Here is a 15,907-nt window from a genome sequence, read left to right on the forward strand (position 1 = left end):
CGGCTTGCCGGGGGGAAACTTGATAGGTGTTTGCTGACCCGTTGGTCAGAAAAATGAAATGGAATGTGTTTAGAAAATGCGCGAGAGCAGGGCGGTGACGGCGGTCTCGACCCGCAGGATGCGTTCGCCCAGCTGCACGGGGGCGAGGCCGGCCTTTTCCAGCAGCTCGACCTCGTAGGGGATCCAGCCGCCTTCAGGGCCGATGGCCAGGGTCACTGGCCCGTGCACGGCACGGGGGCAGGCCGGGTAGGGGCCGGGGTGGCCGACCAGGCCGGTGGTGCCTTGGGTGATGGCGGGCAAGCGGTCTTCCACGAAAGGTTTGAAGCGCTTCTCGATGATGACCTCGGGCAGCACGGTGTCGCGTGCCTGCTCAAGGCCAAGGATGAGGTTGTCGCGAATGCTTTGGGGGGTGAGGAACGGCGTTTGCCAGAAGCTTTTCTCGACCTTGTAGCTGTTGACCAGGATCAGCCGCTGCACGCCCAGGGTGGCGCAGGTCTGGAACAGTCGGCGCAGCATCTTCGGGCGCGGCACGGCCAGCACCAGGGTCAGGGGCAGCTTGGCTGGCGGCGGCTGGTCGAAGGTTACCTCGAGCTCGGCTTCGTGGCCTTCCAGGCGCAGCACCGTGGCCTTGCCCATCAGCCCACCGATGCGCCCGACGCGCAGGCTGTCGCCGACCACCACGCGGTGGATCTCCAGCATGTGAGTGAAGCGCCGGTCGGCCAGCACCACGCGGTCCGCCGCGACGAAGTCGGCGTCTTCCAGTAGCAGCAGGTTCACGGTTGGGTCGCAGGCGGCTGGTCGTTGTGGTCGTCCGCAGCGTCCTCGCGGGCCTGGCTGCGCTTGCGCACCAGGCCGCCGAACAGCACGCCGACCTCGAACAGCAGCCACATCGGCACGGCCAGCAGGGTCTGGGAGAAGATGTCCGGTGGGGTGAGGACCATGCCGACCACGAAGCAGCCGATGATCACGTAGGGGCGGATCTTGCGCAGGTAGGCCACGTCGACCACGCCGATCCACACCAGCAGCACCACCGCTACGGGGATCTCGAACGCCACCCCGAAGGCGAAGAACAGGGTCATGACGAAATCGAGGTAGCTGGCGATGTCGGTCATCATCGACACCCCCTCGGGCGTGGCGCTGGCGAAGAAGCCGAAGATCAGCGGGAACACCAGGAAGTAGGCGAAGGCCATGCCGGTGTAGAACAGCACGATGCTCGACACCAGCAACGGGATGGCGATGCGCTTTTCATGCTTGTACAGACCCGGTGCGATGAAGCCCCACACCTGCTGGAGGATGACCGGCATGGCGAGGAACAGCGAGACGATCATCGTCAGCTTGAACGGCGTGAGGAACGGCGAGGCCACGTCCGTGGCGATCATCGTCGCATGTTCCGGCAAATGCGCACGCAGGGGCGCCGACACCAGGGTGTAGATCTGCTGGGCGAAGGAGAACAGCCCGGCGAAGATCAGGAAGATGGCGGCAACGCAGCGCAGCAGGCGGGTACGCAGCTCGGTCAGGTGCGCGACCAGCGGCATCGGCTGGTCTTGTTCCGGGTTTTCGCTCATGGGGTTCGGGGCGGCTGGCTTGGCTCGGGAGTAGGAGGCGCCACGGGCGGGGCATCGGCGGCAGGCACCTGTGGTGGACTACTGGCCGGTGTTTCGCGGGTGGTCGGTGGCGTGCTCGGCTGGGCCTGCGGGTTGAGGATGCGCTTGGCTTGCTCTTCCATTTGCAGGATGTGCTCGTTGTGCAACTGGCGACGGATGTCGTCGGCGCCGATTTCGCGCTCGACTTCCATCTTGATGCTGTTGAAGCTGCGCTTGAGCCGGCCGATCCACAGGCCTGCGGTGCGCGCGGCCCCCGGCAGGCGCTCGGGGCCGAGCACCAACAGGGCGACCAGGCCGACGAGCAGCAGCTCGCTGAAGCTGATGCCGAACATGGCTCAGTCTTTGCGCTGTGGATCTTGGACCGGCGTGGCCTGGCCCTCGATGGTGTGCGGCGGGTTCAGCGGCGCGGTGCCCTGCGGCTGCTGGGTGGGTTGTACGGATGGCTGTACCGGCGGCGGTGGGGTTTGCTCGGCAGGTTTGCTCTCTTCGTCGTTCATGGCCTTGCGAAAGCCTTTGATCGACTCGCCCAGGTCGCTGCCGAAGTTCTTCAGCTTCTTGGTGCCGAACACCAGCACCACGACGACCAGCAGGACGACCCAGTGTTTCCAGTCAAAGATACCCATTACGTGCTCCTGAAAGGTGGGGGGGCGCAGCCCCTGGATACATCAGGCGGAAGGCTGGCGTGCGGCCTTCTCGTCATGTCCGGAGAGGCCGAAGCGGCGCTCCAGTTCGTCGAGCACCGCCTGCGGATGCTGGCCCAGCGCACTGAGCATGACCAGGCTATGGAACCACAGGTCGGCGGTTTCATAGATGACATCGCTGCAATCCTTGCTGACGGCGGCATCCTTGGCGGCAATGATGGTCTCGATCGACTCTTCGCCGAGCTTCTCGAGGATCTTGTTCAGGCCCTTGTGGTGCAGGCTGGCCACGTAGGAGCTGTCGGGGGCGGCGTGTTTGCGCTCCTCGAGTACTTCGGCGAGGCGGTTGAGGGTGTCGCTCATTGTCAGTGCCCTGCGTTGTAGATGGCGTCCGGGTCCTTCAGGACCGGGTCGACGATTTTCCACTGGCCGTCTTCGAAGACCCGATAGAAGCAGCTTTCACGACCGGTATGGCAGGCGATATGACCCAGTTGCTCGACCATCAGGATGACCACGTCGGCATCGCAGTCCAGGCGCAGCTCATGCAGCTTCTGCACATGGCCCGACTCTTCGCCCTTGCGCCACAGCTTGCCCCGCGAGCGCGACCAGTAGATGGCGCGTTGCTCGGCGGCGGTCAGGGCGAGGGACTCACGGTTCATCCAGGCCATCATCAGTACGCGCCCGGTCTTGTGGTCCTGGGCGATGGCCGGTACCAGGCCATCGCTGTTCCACTTGATCTCGTCCAGCCAGTCTTTCATCGTCGACTCCAAACCCGGGCCCGCTCCTGTACAGGCCCTTTGCGCCCTAGTGTGCCAGCCAGCGGCGCGGCTGGCTATCGGCGCACGATCAGGTAGAGCCCGGCGGCCAGCATCAGCCAGGCCGGCCAAACGGCCGGTGCGCTGAGGCTGGCGGCACCGGCGGCCAGCATTGCGCCGCCGCCGAGCAGGCCGGCACCGAGCAGGCGCAGTGCCCAGGTGTCGCCGTGGCGCCTGCGCTCGGGCAACTGCGGGTCGTGCAGGTGCGGCTGCGACAGACGTTCGAGCAGGTCGCGGGTCATGTCGGCCAGGTGCGGCAATTGCTCGGCCTGGCTGTAGAGGTTGCCGAACACTGCCTTGGGGCTCATGCGCTCGCGCATCCAGCGTTCCAGGAAGGGCTTGGCGGTGCTCCACAGGTCCAGGTCCGGGTACAGCTGGCGGCCCAGGCCTTCGATGTTCAGCAGGGTCTTCTGCAGTAGCACCAGCTGCGGTTGCACTTCCATGTTGAAGCGCCGTGCGGTCTGGAACAGGCGCATCAGTACCTGGCCGAAGGAAATATCTTTTAACGGTTTTTCGAAGATCGGCTCGCATACGGTGCGGATCGCCGCTTCGAATTCATTGACCTTGGTGTTCGCCGGTACCCAGCCCGAGTCGATGTGCAATTGCGCCACGCGGCGATAGTCGCGCTTGAAGAAGGCGATCAGGTTGCGCGCGAGGTAGTCCTGGTCCTCGTCGGTGAGGCTGCCGACGATGCCGCAGTCGATGGCAATGTACTGCGGGCTCCACGGCTTGACCGTGCTGACGAAGATGTTGCCGGGGTGCATGTCGGCATGGAAGAAGCTGTCGCGGAACACTTGGGTGAAGAACACCTCGACGCCGCGTTCGGCCAGCAGCTTCATGTCGGTGCGCTGGTCGGCCAGGGTGGCCATGTCGGTCACCGGCACGCCATAGATGCGCTCCATCACCAGCACCTTGGGGCGGCAGAAGTCCCAGTACACCTGGGGCACGTACATCAGCTCGGAGCCTTCGAAGTTGCGTCGCAGCTGGCTGGCGTTGGCGGCTTCGCGCAGCAGGTCGAGCTCGTCGTAGATGGTCTTCTCGTAGTCGCCGACCACCTCCACCGGGTGCAGGCGGCGGGCGTCGGCGGACACCCGCTCGGCCGCCTTGGCGATCAGGAACAGCCAGGCAAGGTCCTGGGCGATCACAGGCTTCAGGCCCGGGCGCACCACCTTCACCACCACTTCCTCGCCGCTTTTCAGGCGCGCAGCGTGCACCTGGGCCACCGAGGCTGAGGCCAGGGGCTCGACGTCGAAACGGCTGAACACCTCGCCCACCTTGGCGCCGAGTTGCGCTTCGATCAGCGCCACGGCTTTCTGCGGGTCGAACGGCGGCACGCGGTCCTGCAGCAGCATCAGTTCGTCGGCGACATCGGTGGGCAGCAGGTCGCGGCGGGTCGAGAGCAACTGACCGAACTTGATGAAGATTGGCCCCAGGTCCTGCAAGGCCAGGCGCAGGCGCGCACCACGGGAAAGTGCCAGCGGCTTGCGCGGCAACCAGCGCCAGGGCATCAGCAGGCGCAGGCTGAGCAGCCACCAGGGCAGGGGCAGGTCGAACAGCAGGTCATCGAGGCGGTAGCGGATCACGACGCGCTGGATGCGCAACAGACGGCGGACGGCGAGCAGCTTCATGCGTTATCGCTGGTATCGAGGGATTGGGAGAGGCGACGGATGCGTGCCTCCAGGCGTTCTATGTCGACCTTGAGCGAGTCCAGCTCGCTGAAGGCCGCTTCGGCTTCGCGTTGACCCACCAGGGTGCGGGACTCTTCGGCCAGGTATTCGGACAGATTCTGGCTGAAGCGCGACAGGCCTTGCTTGGTCCAGCGTGCGCGCAGGCGCAGGTGGCCGGCGAGCAGGGCGCTGGGCACCGGGCCGAGCCAGCGTTGCAGCGCGTACTCCCAGTCCAGCTCCAGGTCCTGCAGGATGCCGACCAGGTCCAGCAGCACGGCGCTGTCACCGTGCAGCTCGACCTGCGGGTTGTGCAGCACGGCGTTCTTGTCCTTGCTCAAGGCCAGCTGGCCCAGGCGGCTGGCCGGTGCGCGCAGGCGGCAATCGACCTCGCCTTCCCAGTGGGCGGCGAGCATCAGGCCTTCTTCGTCGGGCAGGATGAACACCTGCAAGGCCGGCTGCGTGCAGTCGATCTCGATCACCTTGCCCTCGAGCGCGGCCAGGCGCGGCAGCGCGGTGCTGTCCATGCGCAGCACACGGTTGAGCCCGTGCTCGGCGCTGGCGAGCAGGCCGGCCAGGAGCATCAGGGCTTGATTCCCCGGTGGACGGCGACGATGCCGCTGGTCATGTTGTGGTAGGTGACGCGGTCGAAGCCGGCGTCGACCATCATGCTCTTGAGGGTTTCCTGGTCGGGGTGCATGCGGATCGATTCGGCCAGGTAGCGATAGCTTTCCGAGTCGTTGGTGATCAGCTTGCCGGCCAGTGGCATGAAGGCGAACGAGTAGGCGTCGTAGGCGCGCGACATCAGCTTGTTGGTGGGCTTGGAGAACTCCAGCACCAGCAGGCGGCCACCGGGCTTGAGCACGCGCAGCATCGAGCGCAGGGCTTGGTCCTTGTGGGTGACGTTGCGCAGGCCGAAGGCGATGGTCACGCAGTCGAAGTGGTTGTCGGGGAACGGCAGCTTCTCGGCGTCCGCCTGCACGAACTCGATGTTGCCAGCCACGCCGCGGTCGAGCAGGCGATCGCGGCCGACCTTGAGCATTGACTCGTTGATGTCGGCGAGCACCACCTGGCCGGTGGGGCCGACCAGACGCGAGAACTTGGCCGCCAGATCGCCGGTGCCGCCGGCGATGTCCAGCACCCGGTTGCCGCTGCGCACGCCGGACAGCTCGATGGTGAAGCGCTTCCAAAGCCGGTGCATGCCACCGGAGAGGACGTCGTTCATCAGGTCGTACTTGGCGGCTACGGAGTGGAAGACCTCGGCGACTTTCTGCGCCTTCTGGCTCTCGGGCACGTCCTGGTAGCCGAAATGGGTGGTGGGCTCGGCGTGTTCGCCTTTGCGCTGGTCGTTCATATCGCTTCACCGGGGAAAAAGTACCGCCATTCTAGGGCGAACGGGCGCATTTGTCTTGGCAGGGTGTGCCGTCTCGCGGGGGCGGGCATAATGCGCAGTATGTCCCCAATGCCTGGATACCCCGCATGACTCAGATCAGCGTCGAACGCAAACACTCCCTCGGTCGCGAGGCGGTCCGTGCCAAGGCCGAGGCCCTGGTGGAGAAACTGTCCCGCGAGTACGACCTCAAAGCCAGCTGGAACGGCGACCGCGTCGATGTGACGCGCAGTGGTGCCAACGGCAGCGTGCACATCGGCGAGGACAGCATCCGCGTCGAGCTCAAGCTGGGCATGATGCTGTCGATGATGAGCGGCACCATCAAGGGCGAGATCGAGCGGGCGTTGGATAAAGCGCTGGTGTGATGACACCCGCTCCTACAGGGTGTGGTGTGATGTTCGGACTTTCGTCTGGCACCACTCACCTTAGGGTGAGGATTCTAATTTTTTTTCCTACCTTCATGCTCAAGCCCAACCCCTGGGCGGTTCCTCCATTCCTTTTCGAGCGTGAGGTGCAGAGCATGGCCAAGTTGAACCTGAAGAAGAAAGAAGACGCCGCAACCAGCGCCCTGGAAGACGTGCGCGGCTACGCGCGCAAGATCTGGCTGGCAGGCCTGGGCGCCTACGCCCGTGTGGGCCAGGAAGGCTCCGACTATTTCAAGGAGCTGGTGAAAGCGGGCGAAGGTGTCGAGAAACGTGGCAAGAAAACCCTCGACAAGAAGCTCGATGCCGCCAACGGCCAGCTCGATGAAGCCACCGTGCAAGTGAGCCGAGTACGTGGCAAGGTCGAGGTGCAGCTCGACAAAATCGAGAAAGCTTTCGACGCGCGGGTGGCCCGCGCCTTGAATCGCCTCGGCATTCCGTCTAAACATGACGTTGAGGCGTTGTCCATCAAGCTTGAGCAACTGACCGAGCTGCTCGAGCGTGTCGCGCGCAAACCATAAGGAGAGCAGGATGGCTGGCAAGAAGAACACCGAGAAAGAAGGCAGCTCCTGGGTCGGCGGAATCGAAAAGTATTCCCGCAAGATCTGGTTGGCTGGCCTGGGTATCTATTCGAAGATCGACCAGGACGGCCCGAAACTCTTCGACTCGCTGGTGAAGGATGGCGAGAAGGCCGAGAAGAAAGCCAAGGTCGAGGTCACCTCCGCCAAGGACAGCGCCAAGTCCGCCACCACCTCGCGGGTGTCCGACGTCAAGGACCGCGCAATGGGCAAGTGGAGCGAACTCGAGGAGGCTTTCGACAAGCGTCTGAACAGCGCCATCTCGCGCCTGGGCGTGCCGAGCCGCAACGAGATCAAGGCCCTGCACCAGCAGGTCGATAGCCTGACCAAGAAGATCGAGAAGCTGACTGGCGCTTCGGTCACTCCGGTTTCCAAGGCTGCGGCCAGCAAGACTGCCGCCAAGCCACTGGCCAAAGCGGCTGCCAAGCCTGCGGCGAAACCGGCTGCCAAGACCGCTGCGGCGAAGCCTGCTGCCAAGCCGGCGGTGAAGGCTGCGGCTAAACCTGCGGCGAAAACCGCAGCGGCCAAGCCTGCTGCCAAGACCGCAGCGGCGAAACCGGTTGCCGCCAAGCCTGCTGCCGCGAAACCGGCTGCCAAGCCTGTGGCAAAACCTGCGGCAGCCAAGCCCACTGCAGCCAAGCCCACTGCAGCCAAGCCCGCTGCGGCGAAGAAACCGGCGGTGAAGAAAGCCCCGGCCAAGCCTGCCGCCGTCAAGCCTGCTGCACCGGCTACCCCGGCAGCAAGCGCAGCGCCGGCGCCCAGCGCGGCACCGGCCAGCAGCACCCCATCGGCACCTGTGAATCCGGCCAGCCAGGCCTGATACCGCGGCGCCCTCTTCGCGGGTAAACCCGCTCCCACAGGGCCCCCACAGTTTTTGAATGCTGTGGGGCGCTGTGGGAGTGGGTTTACTCGCGAATACGTTGGAGTAGCCGAAATCAGGCCTCCAGGTATTTCCCCGCCAGTTGCTCCGCCGCCTTGCGCGCCGGCGGCTGAAGGTGCGGCGCCACCAGCATCATCACCTGATACACCACGATCCCCACGTCCCCCTCGCGCCCGATCACCCGCTGGTAATCCAGCGAAAACAGCAAGGTCAGGGTGATCTGCTCCACCAGTTGACCCAGCGCCTGCATCTCGCTCACCAGCAGCCCCTGGGCCTTCAAACTCGCCAGCAGCGCTGCCAGCGTGCGCTTGAGCGCGTTGATGAGGTTGCGCATGCCACGCGCCAGCTTCGGCAGCCTGCCGGCCAGGTTCGAGAGGTCCTGGAACAGGAAGCGATACTGCGCCATGCGTTCGACGATCAGATGCAGGAACAGCCAATAGTCCTCGGCATCCAGGCGCACCTCCAGCGGCGGGTCGAGCAGCGGCATCAGCTCTTCCTCGAAGCGCTCGAACAAGCCCAGCACCAGCGGCTCCTTGCCGTGGAAGTGGTAGTACAGGTTGCCAGGGCTGATGCCCAGCTCGTTGGCGATCTCCAGGGTCGAGACATTCGGCTCGCCCTGCTGGTTGAACAGCTGCTGGGCGCAGGCCAGGATGCGCTCACGGGTCTTCATCGGCTCAGCGCGCCAGCACGTAGGTACCGGGCGCCGGGCCGAGCACCGGGTAGGTGGCATTGCCCAGCGTCGTGCGTGGCGCCTTCAGGCTGCCGGAGCGCTGGCCGATCCACTCCACCCACTGCGGCCACCAGCTGCCGTCGCTGCGTTGCGCGTCGTAGAACCAGGCCCGTGGGTCGCCCGACATCTTGGGGTTCTTCAGGTAGTAGGCCTTGGGGTTGCCGGGCGGGTTGATGATGCTCTGGATGTGCCCGCTGTGGGACAGCACGAAACGCCGCTCGCCACCCAGCAGCAAGGCCGAGCGGTACACCGCATCCCACGGGGTGATGTGGTCGTTGCTGCCGGCCACGGTGAAGCTGTCGACGGTCACCTGCTTGAGGTCGATCGGCGTGCCACATACCTCGAGGCCTTCAGGGTGGGTGAGCGGGTTGAGCTTGAAGAAGTCCAGCAGGTCGCCGTGCAGCGCTGCAGGCAGGCGGGTGTTGTCGGCGTTCCAGTAGAGGATGTCGAAGGCGGGCGGGCTCTTGCCGAGCAGGTAGTTGTTGACCCAGTAGTTCCAGATGAGGTCGTTGGGACGCATCCAGGCGAAAATCCGCGCCACCTCGCCGCCGTCCAGCACGCCGCGTTGGTAGGAGCGGCGCTTGGCGGCCTCGATGGTCTGCTCGTCGGCGAACAGGCTGGCGGGGCTTTCGAACTGGCTGTCGAGCAGGCTCACCAGGTAGGTGGCGCTGCGTACCCGGTTCAACTGGCGCTTGGCCTGCAAGTGGCCCTGCAGCGCGGCCATGGTCAGGCCACCGGCGCAGGCGCCCATCAGGTTCGGGTCGCGGTTGCCGCTGATGCTGCGGCAGGCGTTGAGGGCTTCTTCCAGGGCTTGCACATAGCTCGACAGGCCCCATTCGCGATGACGCGGGTCGGGGTTGCGCCAGCTCACCATGAACACTTGCAGGCCGTTCTTGAGCATGTACTGGACGAAGCTGTTGGTCGGGCCCAGATCGAAGATGTAGAACTTGTTGATTTGCGGCGGCACCACCAGCAGTGGGCGCGAATACTGCTTCTCGCTCATCGGCTTGTACTGGATCAGCTCCAGCAAATCGTTGCGAAACACCACCGCGCCGGGAGTGGTGGCCAGGTTGCCGCCGACCTCGAAGGCGCGCTCGTCAACCTGGCGCGGCAAGCCGTCGTTATGGCGCAGGTCGTCGACCAGGTGGCCTAGCCCGCGGACCAAGCTCAGGCCGCCGGTATTGAGCAGCTCCTTGACCGCCATGGGGTTGAGCAGGGTGTTACTGGGCGACACCGCGTCGTTGAGCAGGTTGAACAAGAAGTGCGCACGGGCGCGGTCGTCATCGCTCAGCGAGCTTTCCTCGATCCACTGGCGGGTCTGCTTCTGCCAGGCCAGGTAGGCTTGCAGGCCGCGGCGGTAGAACGGGTTCTGGCTCCAAGTGGGATCGCTGAAGCGTGTGTCGCGCGGGTTCGGCTGGTTTGGGGTGTCGCCGAGCAGCACACGGCCCAGCTGGCCGCCGAGAGCCAGCAGGTGGTGTGCGGTGTGCAGTGGGTTGCGCAGGCCGATACGCCCGACCTGGCGTAGGGTCGAGACCAGGTCGCGGCCGCGCAGGCCGGTCATGGCGTTCTGCACGTTCATGCTGGTGGCGGGGGGCGATGCCTTCCCTTTTTCCGGTTTGTCTTTCATGGCAACACTCCCTCGTTGTTCCATTGGCGCGCAGTTCCCATCGCGGGGCATGCCCGCTCCCACAGGGGCCGCGGTAAATCGCCGGGCAATACAGGCCCTAGCCACCGGAAGCGGGACGCGGGTGCATCACCGCGCGTTGGCGCTCCTGCTGGAGGAATTTCATGATGATCGGAGCGACGGCCTCGGCCCGGGTGATGAGGAACAGGTGGCCATCGTCGATTATGTGTAGCTGTGCGTTGGGAATTCGCCAAGCCAGCAAGCGCATGTTGATCAGCGGGATCAACGGGTCGTCGTCGCCGGCCAGCACCAGGGTCGGCTGGCTGATCTTGTGCAACCAGTGGATGCTGGTCCAGCCCAGGCCTGCGAACAGCTGCCAGTAATAGCCTGCCTTGCCACCGGAGCGCACCTTGGCGGCGTGGTGCATGGCCAGCTCCGGGTCGCGGCGAAAGCCACCACCGTAGATCAGCGGGGCGATACGAATCACGTGAGACGGCTGCACGTAGCGGCGCGGGCTCGCCATCATCCACAGCACCTTGGGCTTGCCCGGCACCATGAACGCGCCCGCCGCGGTGGCGGCCAGCACCAGCTTCTTGCAGCGCTCGGGGTAGTCGTGGGCGAACTGCTGGGCCAGCGCACCGCCCCAGGACACGCCGATCACGCTGACCTGGCCGTAGTCCAGGTAGTCGAGCATGCGTGCGGTGAGCTTGGCCAACCCAGGGAAACGGTAGGGGCGGCTCGGTGTGGACGAGCCGCCGACTCCAGGCACGTCGAACGCGATGACTTCCAGGTCCGGGTCCAGCGCCTCGATGAATGGGAATACCAGCTCGAGGTTGGCGCCGATGCCGTTGAAGATCAGCAGCGGCGTCAGGTGCGGCTTGCCAGGGCGGACGGCCGTGCGGATGGACTGGTTGTCCAGCTCTACGGTCCTGAAGATATACGGTTGCGACATGCACGGGACTCTAGGGTTGATAAAACGCCGTGGCCACGGCGCTCGGGGCTCAGCGTTCGTGGACGTAGGTGCCGGGTGCCGCTTCCCCTGGGGCAAAGGCACGGTTGCCCAGGCGCGTCGGCGCCTTTTTCAGCTCGCCGGCGCGCTCGGCCAGCCAGGTCTGCCAGTGCAGCCACCAGGAGTCGGCGTGCTTGACCGCGTTCTCCTGCCAGGCCAGCGGGTCGTCGGGGCGATCTTCGCCGGTGAGGAAGCGTGCCTTGGGGTTGCCCGGCGGGTTGAGGATGCTCTGGATATGCCCGCTGTTGGACAGCACGAACTCGATCTTGCCGCCGAACAGGTGCGCCGAGCGGTAGCACGACTGCCAGGGGGTAATGTGGTCGGCAGTGCCGGCGACGCTGTAGATGTCGCACTGCACCTTTTTCAGGTCGATCGGCGTACCGCACACTTCCAAGGCATCGGAGCGGGTCAGCGGGTTGTTCTTGAACATCTCGATCAGGTCGCCGTGGAAGGCCGCAGGCAGGCGGGTGGTGTCGTTGTTCCAGAACAGGATGTCGAAGATCGGCGGTTCATTGCCGAGCAGGTAGTTGTTGACCCAGTAGTTCCAGATCAGGTCGTTGGGACGCATCCAGGCGAACACCTTGGCCATGTCGCTGCCTTCCAGCACGCCCGACTGGTAGGAGTGGCGCTTGGCCGCTTCCAGGGTCTGTTCGTCGACGAACAGCGCTACCTGGGTATCCACCGTGGTGTCGAGCACGCTCACCAGCAGGGTCAGGGCATTGACCTTGGTTTCACCGATTGCTGCGTAGTGGCCCAGCAGTGCGGTGCAGGTGATGCCACCGGAGCATGCGCCGAGCATGTTCAGGTCTTTCGCGCCGGTGATCGCCAGCACCGCGTCCACCGCTTCCTTGAGCGCATCGATGTAGGTCGACAGCCCCCATTCGCGCTGGGCCTTGGTAGGGTTGCGCCAGCTGATGATGAAGGTTTGCTGGTTGGAGCGCAGGCAGAAGCGCGCCAGGCTCTTTTCCGGGCTCAGGTCGAATACGTAGAACTTGTTGATCTGCGGCGGCACCACCAGCAGCGGGCGGGCGTGCACTTGCTCGGTGATCGGGCGGTACTGGATCAGCTCCAGCACGTCGTTGCGAAACACCACCGCGCCCTCACTGGTGCCGAGGTTCTTGCCCACCTCGAAGGCGTCCATGTTCACCTGGCTGGGCATGCCGCCGTTGTTGACCATGTCCTTGGCCAGGTTGGACAAGCCATCGAGCAGGCTCTTGCCGCCGGTCTCGAAGAAGCGCTTGACCGCCTGGGGGTTGGCCAAGGTATTGGTCGGTGCCATGGCCTCGGTCATCAGGTTGATGACGAACTGTCCGCGGCTGATGTCCTGAGGCGACAGGTCGCTGTCGGCGATCCAGTCGTTGAGTTCCTTGCGCCACGCCAGGTAGGTCTGCAGGTAGCGGCGGTAAAGGGGGTTCTGGCTCCAGGCAGGGTCGTTGAAGCGTCGGTCGTCGCCTTCGGGCCGCAGGGCAGACTTGCCCAGCAACACGTTCTTCAGTTCCAGGCCGAAATGCGCCACGTGCTTGGCGCTGTGCAGCGGTTGCCGGACCGCTTGGCGCAACACTGTGCGTGCCGAACTGAGCAGGTCCTTGCGGCGGATACCGATGACCGGGTTCAGGCCCAGGGTGTTTTCCGAGGCCTGCCGCTGCAGCTCATCGTTGTTCTTGTTACTCATCTACGACGCTCCGTTGTCCTGAGACGAGTACCGGTAGGCTGTGGCGGGTACACAGACGACTGCCCGGTACTGCTGCTCGGGTGACCAGTGATAACGAACAGCGGTTGCGGGCCGGATGCATTCGGCGATGAGCTGCGGGTTACCTGCGCGTGAAGACAGCCTGCTTTCGCTCGCGACCTCTACATACCGGCCTGACCCCGCACGTTCATGCAACACAGCAAACAATGCAGGGAGCTTGCCAGCTCCATTGGTTACCCGACTTTCATGTAATGCGCAAGACAACCCTTCATGGGTTGCCAAGAAGGCATTCAAGCAGATGAGATTAGAAAATGCGCTCTAATGCGTAGGAACCTTGAGCTAGAGCATCAGTTTGACCACCGACTCGGACGGATCGCGGGATTTCCCGGCCTTGTGCAATTCTTCGAGGTACTCGGCCCACAGTTGTTCCTGGCGCAGGCACAACTGCTCAAGGTACTCCCAGGTGAACAGGCCGCTGTCATGACCGTCGTCGAAGGTCAATTTCAGTGCATATTGGCCGGCAGGCTCCAGGCCGCTGAGACCGACGTTGATCTTGCCGAACTGCAGGATGGGGTTGCCGTGGCCCTGGACCTCGGCGGAGGGGGAATGCACGCGCAGGAATTCGGCGGGCAGGTGGTAGACCTCGCCGGGGGCGTAGGTGAGGGTGAGGGTTTTCGAGGCTTTGTGCAGGTTGATGGCGGTGGGCAGGCGGGCCATGGGGAATCTCTCGGCAGCGGATGCTGCTAGCTTCCCGCTTGTGCTGCTGGGATTCAAGGGGCCTGTCGCGGTGGGGAATGGCACCGGCTGCGCCGATGTTCGCGGGCAAACCCGCTCCTACAGGGCTGCGTAACCTGTGGGAGCGGGTTTACCCGCGAAGAAGGCGACGCCGGTCTTACAGGATATAGCGCGACAGGTCTTCGTTCTGCGCCAGCTCGCCGAGGTGGCTGTTTACGTACGCTGCATCGATACGAATCGGCGTGTCGTCATGGGCGCTGGCCAGGTCACCGGCGCTGAACGACACTTCCTCGAGCAGGCGCTCGAGCAGGGTGTGCAGGCGACGAGCACCGATGTTCTCGGTCTTTTCGTTGACCTGGAAGGCGATCTCGGCCAGGCGCTTGATGCCCTCGGCGTCGAACTCGATGTTCAGGCCTTCGGTCTTGAGCAGCTCACGGTACTGCTCGGTGAGCGAGGCATGCGGCTCGGTAAGGATGCGCTCGAAGTCCTGCGGGGTCAGTGCCTTGAGCTCCACGCGGATCGGCAGGCGGCCTTGCAGCTCGGGCACCAGGTCGCTCGGCTTGCTCAGGTGGAACGCGCCGGAGGCGATGAACAGGATATGGTCGGTCTTGACCATGCCCAGCTTGGTGTTCACCGTGCAGCCTTCGATCAGCGGCAACAGGTCGCGCTGCACGCCCTCGCGGGACACATCGGCGCCACCGACATTGCCGCGCTTGGCCACCTTGTCGATCTCGTCGATGAACACGATGCCATGCTGCTCGACCGCTTCCAGGGCCTTGCCCTTGAGCTCCTCTTCGTTGACCAGGCGGCTGGCCTCCTCGTCGCGCACCATCTTCAGCGCTTCCTTGACCTTCAGCTTGCGGGTCTTGCGCTTGCCCTTGCCCATGTTGGCGAACAAGCTTTGCAGCTGGTTGGTCATTTCTTCCATGCCGGGCGGCGCGGCGATCTCGACGCCGACATTGTCGGCGACTTCGATCTCGATTTCCTTGTCGTCCAGCTGGCCTTCACGCAGGCGCTTGCGGAACAGTTGGCGGGTATTGGAGTCGCTGCTCGACTGCTGGGCTTCCTCGCTGAAGCTGGTGACCCGCGCCTGGGGCAGCAGGGCATCGAGGATGCGGTCTTCGGCGGCGTCTTCGGCGCGGTGGCGCACGCGCACGATTTCCTGCTCGCGTAGCATCTTCAGGGCGGCATCGGCCAGGTCGCGGATGATCGACTCGACATCGCGGCCCACATACCCGACTTCGGTGAACTTGGTCGCCTCCACCTTGAGGAACGGTGCATTGGCCAGCTTGGCCAGGCGGCGGGCGATTTCGGTCTTGCCCACGCCGGTGGGGCCGATCATCAGGATGTTCTTGGGCGTCACTTCGGCGCGCAGCTCGGCAGGCAGCTGCATGCGCCGCCAGCGGTTGCGCAGGGCGATGGCCACGGCGCGCTTGGCGTCGTCCTGGCCGATGATGTGGCGGTTGAGTTCGTGGACGATCTCGCGGGGGGTCATGGACATGGTGTCGGGGGCTCGCAATGTCGAATCAGCGTGGAAAAGCCGGGCCTACGGGCCGGCGCCAGAACAACTGCTCGATTACCTCAGCCCAGCTCCTCGATGGTCAGGTTGTGGTTGGTGAACACGCAGATGTCTGCGGCGATGTTCAGCGCGCGCTCGGCGATTTCACGCGGCGCGAGCTGGGTATTGTCCATCAGTGCGCGCGCAGCGGCCTGGGCATAGTTGCCGCCGGAACCCATGGCGATCAGGCCATGTTCGGGCTCCACGACGTCGCCGTTGCCGGTGATGATCAGCGAAGCGTCCTTGTTGGCCACGGCCAGCATGGCTTCCAGGCGGCTCAGGGTGCGGTCGGTACGCCATTCCTTGGCCAGTTCGACAGCCGCGCGGACCAGGTGGCCGGAGTGCTTCTCCAGCTGGGCCTCGAAGCGTTCGAACAGCGTGAAGGCATCGGCGGTGGCACCGGCGAAGCCGGCCAGGACCTCGCCCTTGTACAGGCGGCGCACCTTCTTGGCATTGCCTTTCATGACGGTGTTGCCGAGCGATACCTGTCCGTCGCCGGCCATGACGACGTTGGATCCATTGCGGACAGAAACGATGGTGGTCAAGAGAGAGTCTCCACACAGCGGGGCG

Annotated in this window: 19 protein-coding genes; 3 read left to right on the forward strand and 16 right to left on the reverse strand. The window is 64.5% G+C overall.

Going from position 1 to position 15,907, the window contains the following annotated elements; translation table 11 throughout:
- Positions 1-69: 69 nt before the first annotated feature.
- From RAC97_RS00770 to ubiE, 9 genes are all read right to left on the reverse strand, one after another.
- Complete coding sequence (locus RAC97_RS00770) at positions 70-777, reverse strand: 16S rRNA (uracil(1498)-N(3))-methyltransferase (protein WP_375099700.1); 708 nt, start codon at positions 775-777, stop codon at positions 70-72.
- Positions 774-1,565: a twin-arginine translocase subunit TatC gene (tatC, locus tag RAC97_RS00775; protein ID WP_375099699.1), complete on the reverse strand. Its 792-nt coding sequence runs from the start codon at positions 1,563-1,565 to the stop codon at positions 774-776. The genes RAC97_RS00770 and tatC overlap by 4 nt, the downstream gene beginning before the upstream one ends.
- A complete protein-coding gene (tatB, locus tag RAC97_RS00780; protein WP_375099698.1) occupies positions 1,562-1,936 on the reverse strand; it encodes a Sec-independent protein translocase protein TatB in 375 nt (124 codons plus the stop codon). Before tatB ends, tatC begins: the two co-directional genes overlap by 4 nt.
- A gap of 3 nt (positions 1,937-1,939) precedes the next feature.
- On the reverse strand, positions 1,940-2,227 hold the full coding sequence (locus RAC97_RS00785) for a twin-arginine translocase TatA/TatE family subunit (RefSeq protein WP_375099697.1): 288 nt from the start codon (positions 2,225-2,227) through the stop codon (positions 1,940-1,942).
- Between the two features lie 42 nt (positions 2,228-2,269).
- Positions 2,270-2,605, reverse strand: a complete 336-nt coding sequence (locus RAC97_RS00790; RefSeq protein WP_375099696.1) for a phosphoribosyl-ATP diphosphatase — start codon at positions 2,603-2,605, stop codon at positions 2,270-2,272.
- Positions 2,606-2,607: 2 nt separating this feature from the next.
- Complete coding sequence (hisI, locus tag RAC97_RS00795; protein ID WP_375099695.1) at positions 2,608-3,000, reverse strand: phosphoribosyl-AMP cyclohydrolase; 393 nt, start codon at positions 2,998-3,000, stop codon at positions 2,608-2,610.
- Positions 3,001-3,074: 74 nt separating this feature from the next.
- Positions 3,075-4,685 carry a ubiquinone biosynthesis regulatory protein kinase UbiB gene (gene ubiB / locus RAC97_RS00800; protein WP_375099694.1) on the reverse strand — a complete coding sequence of 537 codons (1,611 nt, stop codon included), beginning with the start codon at positions 4,683-4,685 and terminating at the stop codon, positions 3,075-3,077.
- Complete coding sequence (locus RAC97_RS00805; RefSeq protein WP_375099693.1) at positions 4,682-5,305, reverse strand: SCP2 domain-containing protein; 624 nt, start codon at positions 5,303-5,305, stop codon at positions 4,682-4,684. Before RAC97_RS00805 ends, ubiB begins: the two co-directional genes overlap by 4 nt.
- The gene (ubiE, locus tag RAC97_RS00810) at positions 5,305-6,075 is read right to left on the reverse strand and encodes a bifunctional demethylmenaquinone methyltransferase/2-methoxy-6-polyprenyl-1,4-benzoquinol methylase UbiE (RefSeq protein ID WP_375099692.1); all 771 of its coding nucleotides are present in this window, start codon (positions 6,073-6,075) and stop codon (positions 5,305-5,307) included. Before ubiE ends, RAC97_RS00805 begins: the two co-directional genes overlap by 1 nt.
- A gap of 125 nt (positions 6,076-6,200) precedes the next feature.
- On the opposite strand from ubiE, the gene RAC97_RS00815 reads away from it, so the two are divergent.
- The 3 genes from RAC97_RS00815 (at position 6,201) to RAC97_RS00825 (ending at position 7,931) form a co-directional block, all read left to right on the forward strand.
- Positions 6,201-6,476 (forward strand): polyhydroxyalkanoic acid system family protein, encoded by a 276-nt coding sequence (locus RAC97_RS00815; protein ID WP_375099691.1) that lies wholly within the window; start codon positions 6,201-6,203, stop codon positions 6,474-6,476.
- A gap of 155 nt (positions 6,477-6,631) precedes the next feature.
- Positions 6,632-7,054 carry a phasin family protein gene (locus tag RAC97_RS00820; protein ID WP_375099690.1) on the forward strand — a complete coding sequence of 141 codons (423 nt, stop codon included), beginning with the start codon at positions 6,632-6,634 and terminating at the stop codon, positions 7,052-7,054.
- A 10-nt stretch (positions 7,055-7,064) separates the two neighbouring features.
- On the forward strand, positions 7,065-7,931 hold the full coding sequence (locus tag RAC97_RS00825; protein ID WP_375099689.1) for a phasin family protein: 867 nt from the start codon (positions 7,065-7,067) through the stop codon (positions 7,929-7,931).
- Between the two features lie 115 nt (positions 7,932-8,046).
- Here the strand turns inward: RAC97_RS00825 and RAC97_RS00830 are convergent, their stop codons facing one another.
- The 7 genes from RAC97_RS00830 to hslV all read right to left on the reverse strand — a co-directional run bounded on the left by RAC97_RS00830 (position 8,047) and on the right by hslV (position 15,882).
- Positions 8,047-8,661 (reverse strand): TetR/AcrR family transcriptional regulator, encoded by a 615-nt coding sequence (locus RAC97_RS00830; RefSeq protein ID WP_375099688.1) that lies wholly within the window; start codon positions 8,659-8,661, stop codon positions 8,047-8,049.
- Between the two features lie 4 nt (positions 8,662-8,665).
- A complete protein-coding gene (gene phaC / locus RAC97_RS00835) occupies positions 8,666-10,348 on the reverse strand; it encodes a class II poly(R)-hydroxyalkanoic acid synthase (RefSeq protein WP_375099687.1) in 1,683 nt (560 codons plus the stop codon).
- Between the two features lie 97 nt (positions 10,349-10,445).
- Entirely contained in the window at positions 10,446-11,297 is an 852-nt protein-coding gene (gene phaZ, locus RAC97_RS00840) for a poly(3-hydroxyalkanoate) depolymerase (RefSeq protein ID WP_375099686.1), read from the reverse strand.
- A 49-nt stretch (positions 11,298-11,346) separates the two neighbouring features.
- Positions 11,347-13,026 (reverse strand): class II poly(R)-hydroxyalkanoic acid synthase, encoded by a 1,680-nt coding sequence (gene phaC, locus RAC97_RS00845; RefSeq protein WP_375099685.1) that lies wholly within the window; start codon positions 13,024-13,026, stop codon positions 11,347-11,349.
- Between the two features lie 357 nt (positions 13,027-13,383).
- A complete protein-coding gene (locus tag RAC97_RS00850) occupies positions 13,384-13,761 on the reverse strand; it encodes a gamma-butyrobetaine hydroxylase-like domain-containing protein (RefSeq protein WP_375099684.1) in 378 nt (125 codons plus the stop codon).
- Between the two features lie 175 nt (positions 13,762-13,936).
- Positions 13,937-15,280, reverse strand: coding sequence for an ATP-dependent protease ATPase subunit HslU (hslU, locus tag RAC97_RS00855; RefSeq protein WP_375099683.1), 1,344 nt, complete (start codon positions 15,278-15,280; stop codon positions 13,937-13,939).
- A gap of 80 nt (positions 15,281-15,360) precedes the next feature.
- Positions 15,361-15,882: an ATP-dependent protease subunit HslV gene (gene hslV, locus RAC97_RS00860; protein ID WP_375099682.1), complete on the reverse strand. Its 522-nt coding sequence runs from the start codon at positions 15,880-15,882 to the stop codon at positions 15,361-15,363.
- Positions 15,883-15,907 lie beyond the last annotated feature (25 nt).

Origin of the sequence: Pseudomonas sp. LS_2, from assembly GCF_042709235.1 — a bacterium.
Classification (GTDB): Bacteria; Pseudomonadota; Gammaproteobacteria; order Pseudomonadales; family Pseudomonadaceae; genus Aquipseudomonas.

Coding starts and splice junctions, on each gene's coding strand:
- tatC (WP_375099699.1), bottom strand. CDS start 1,565: ATGAGCGAAAACCCGGAACAAGACCAGCCGATGCCGCTGGTCGCGCAC.
- tatB (WP_375099698.1), bottom strand. CDS start 1,936: ATGTTCGGCATCAGCTTCAGCGAGCTGCTGCTCGTCGGCCTGGTCGCC.
- RAC97_RS00785 (WP_375099697.1), bottom strand. CDS start 2,227: ATGGGTATCTTTGACTGGAAACACTGGGTCGTCCTGCTGGTCGTCGTG.
- RAC97_RS00790 (WP_375099696.1), bottom strand. CDS start 2,605: ATGAGCGACACCCTCAACCGCCTCGCCGAAGTACTCGAGGAGCGCAAA.
- hisI (WP_375099695.1), bottom strand. CDS start 3,000: ATGAAAGACTGGCTGGACGAGATCAAGTGGAACAGCGATGGCCTGGTA.
- ubiB (WP_375099694.1), bottom strand. CDS start 4,685: ATGAAGCTGCTCGCCGTCCGCCGTCTGTTGCGCATCCAGCGCGTCGTG.
- RAC97_RS00805 (WP_375099693.1), bottom strand. CDS start 5,305: ATGCTCCTGGCCGGCCTGCTCGCCAGCGCCGAGCACGGGCTCAACCGT.
- ubiE (WP_375099692.1), bottom strand. CDS start 6,075: ATGAACGACCAGCGCAAAGGCGAACACGCCGAGCCCACCACCCATTTC.
- RAC97_RS00815 (WP_375099691.1), top strand. CDS start 6,201: ATGACTCAGATCAGCGTCGAACGCAAACACTCCCTCGGTCGCGAGGCG.
- RAC97_RS00820 (WP_375099690.1), top strand. CDS start 6,632: ATGGCCAAGTTGAACCTGAAGAAGAAAGAAGACGCCGCAACCAGCGCC.
- RAC97_RS00825 (WP_375099689.1), top strand. CDS start 7,065: ATGGCTGGCAAGAAGAACACCGAGAAAGAAGGCAGCTCCTGGGTCGGC.
- RAC97_RS00830 (WP_375099688.1), bottom strand. CDS start 8,661: ATGAAGACCCGTGAGCGCATCCTGGCCTGCGCCCAGCAGCTGTTCAAC.
- phaC (WP_375099687.1), bottom strand. CDS start 10,348: ATGAAAGACAAACCGGAAAAAGGGAAGGCATCGCCCCCCGCCACCAGC.
- phaZ (WP_375099686.1), bottom strand. CDS start 11,297: ATGTCGCAACCGTATATCTTCAGGACCGTAGAGCTGGACAACCAGTCC.
- phaC (WP_375099685.1), bottom strand. CDS start 13,026: ATGAGTAACAAGAACAACGATGAGCTGCAGCGGCAGGCCTCGGAAAAC.
- RAC97_RS00850 (WP_375099684.1), bottom strand. CDS start 13,761: ATGGCCCGCCTGCCCACCGCCATCAACCTGCACAAAGCCTCGAAAACC.
- hslU (WP_375099683.1), bottom strand. CDS start 15,280: ATGTCCATGACCCCCCGCGAGATCGTCCACGAACTCAACCGCCACATC.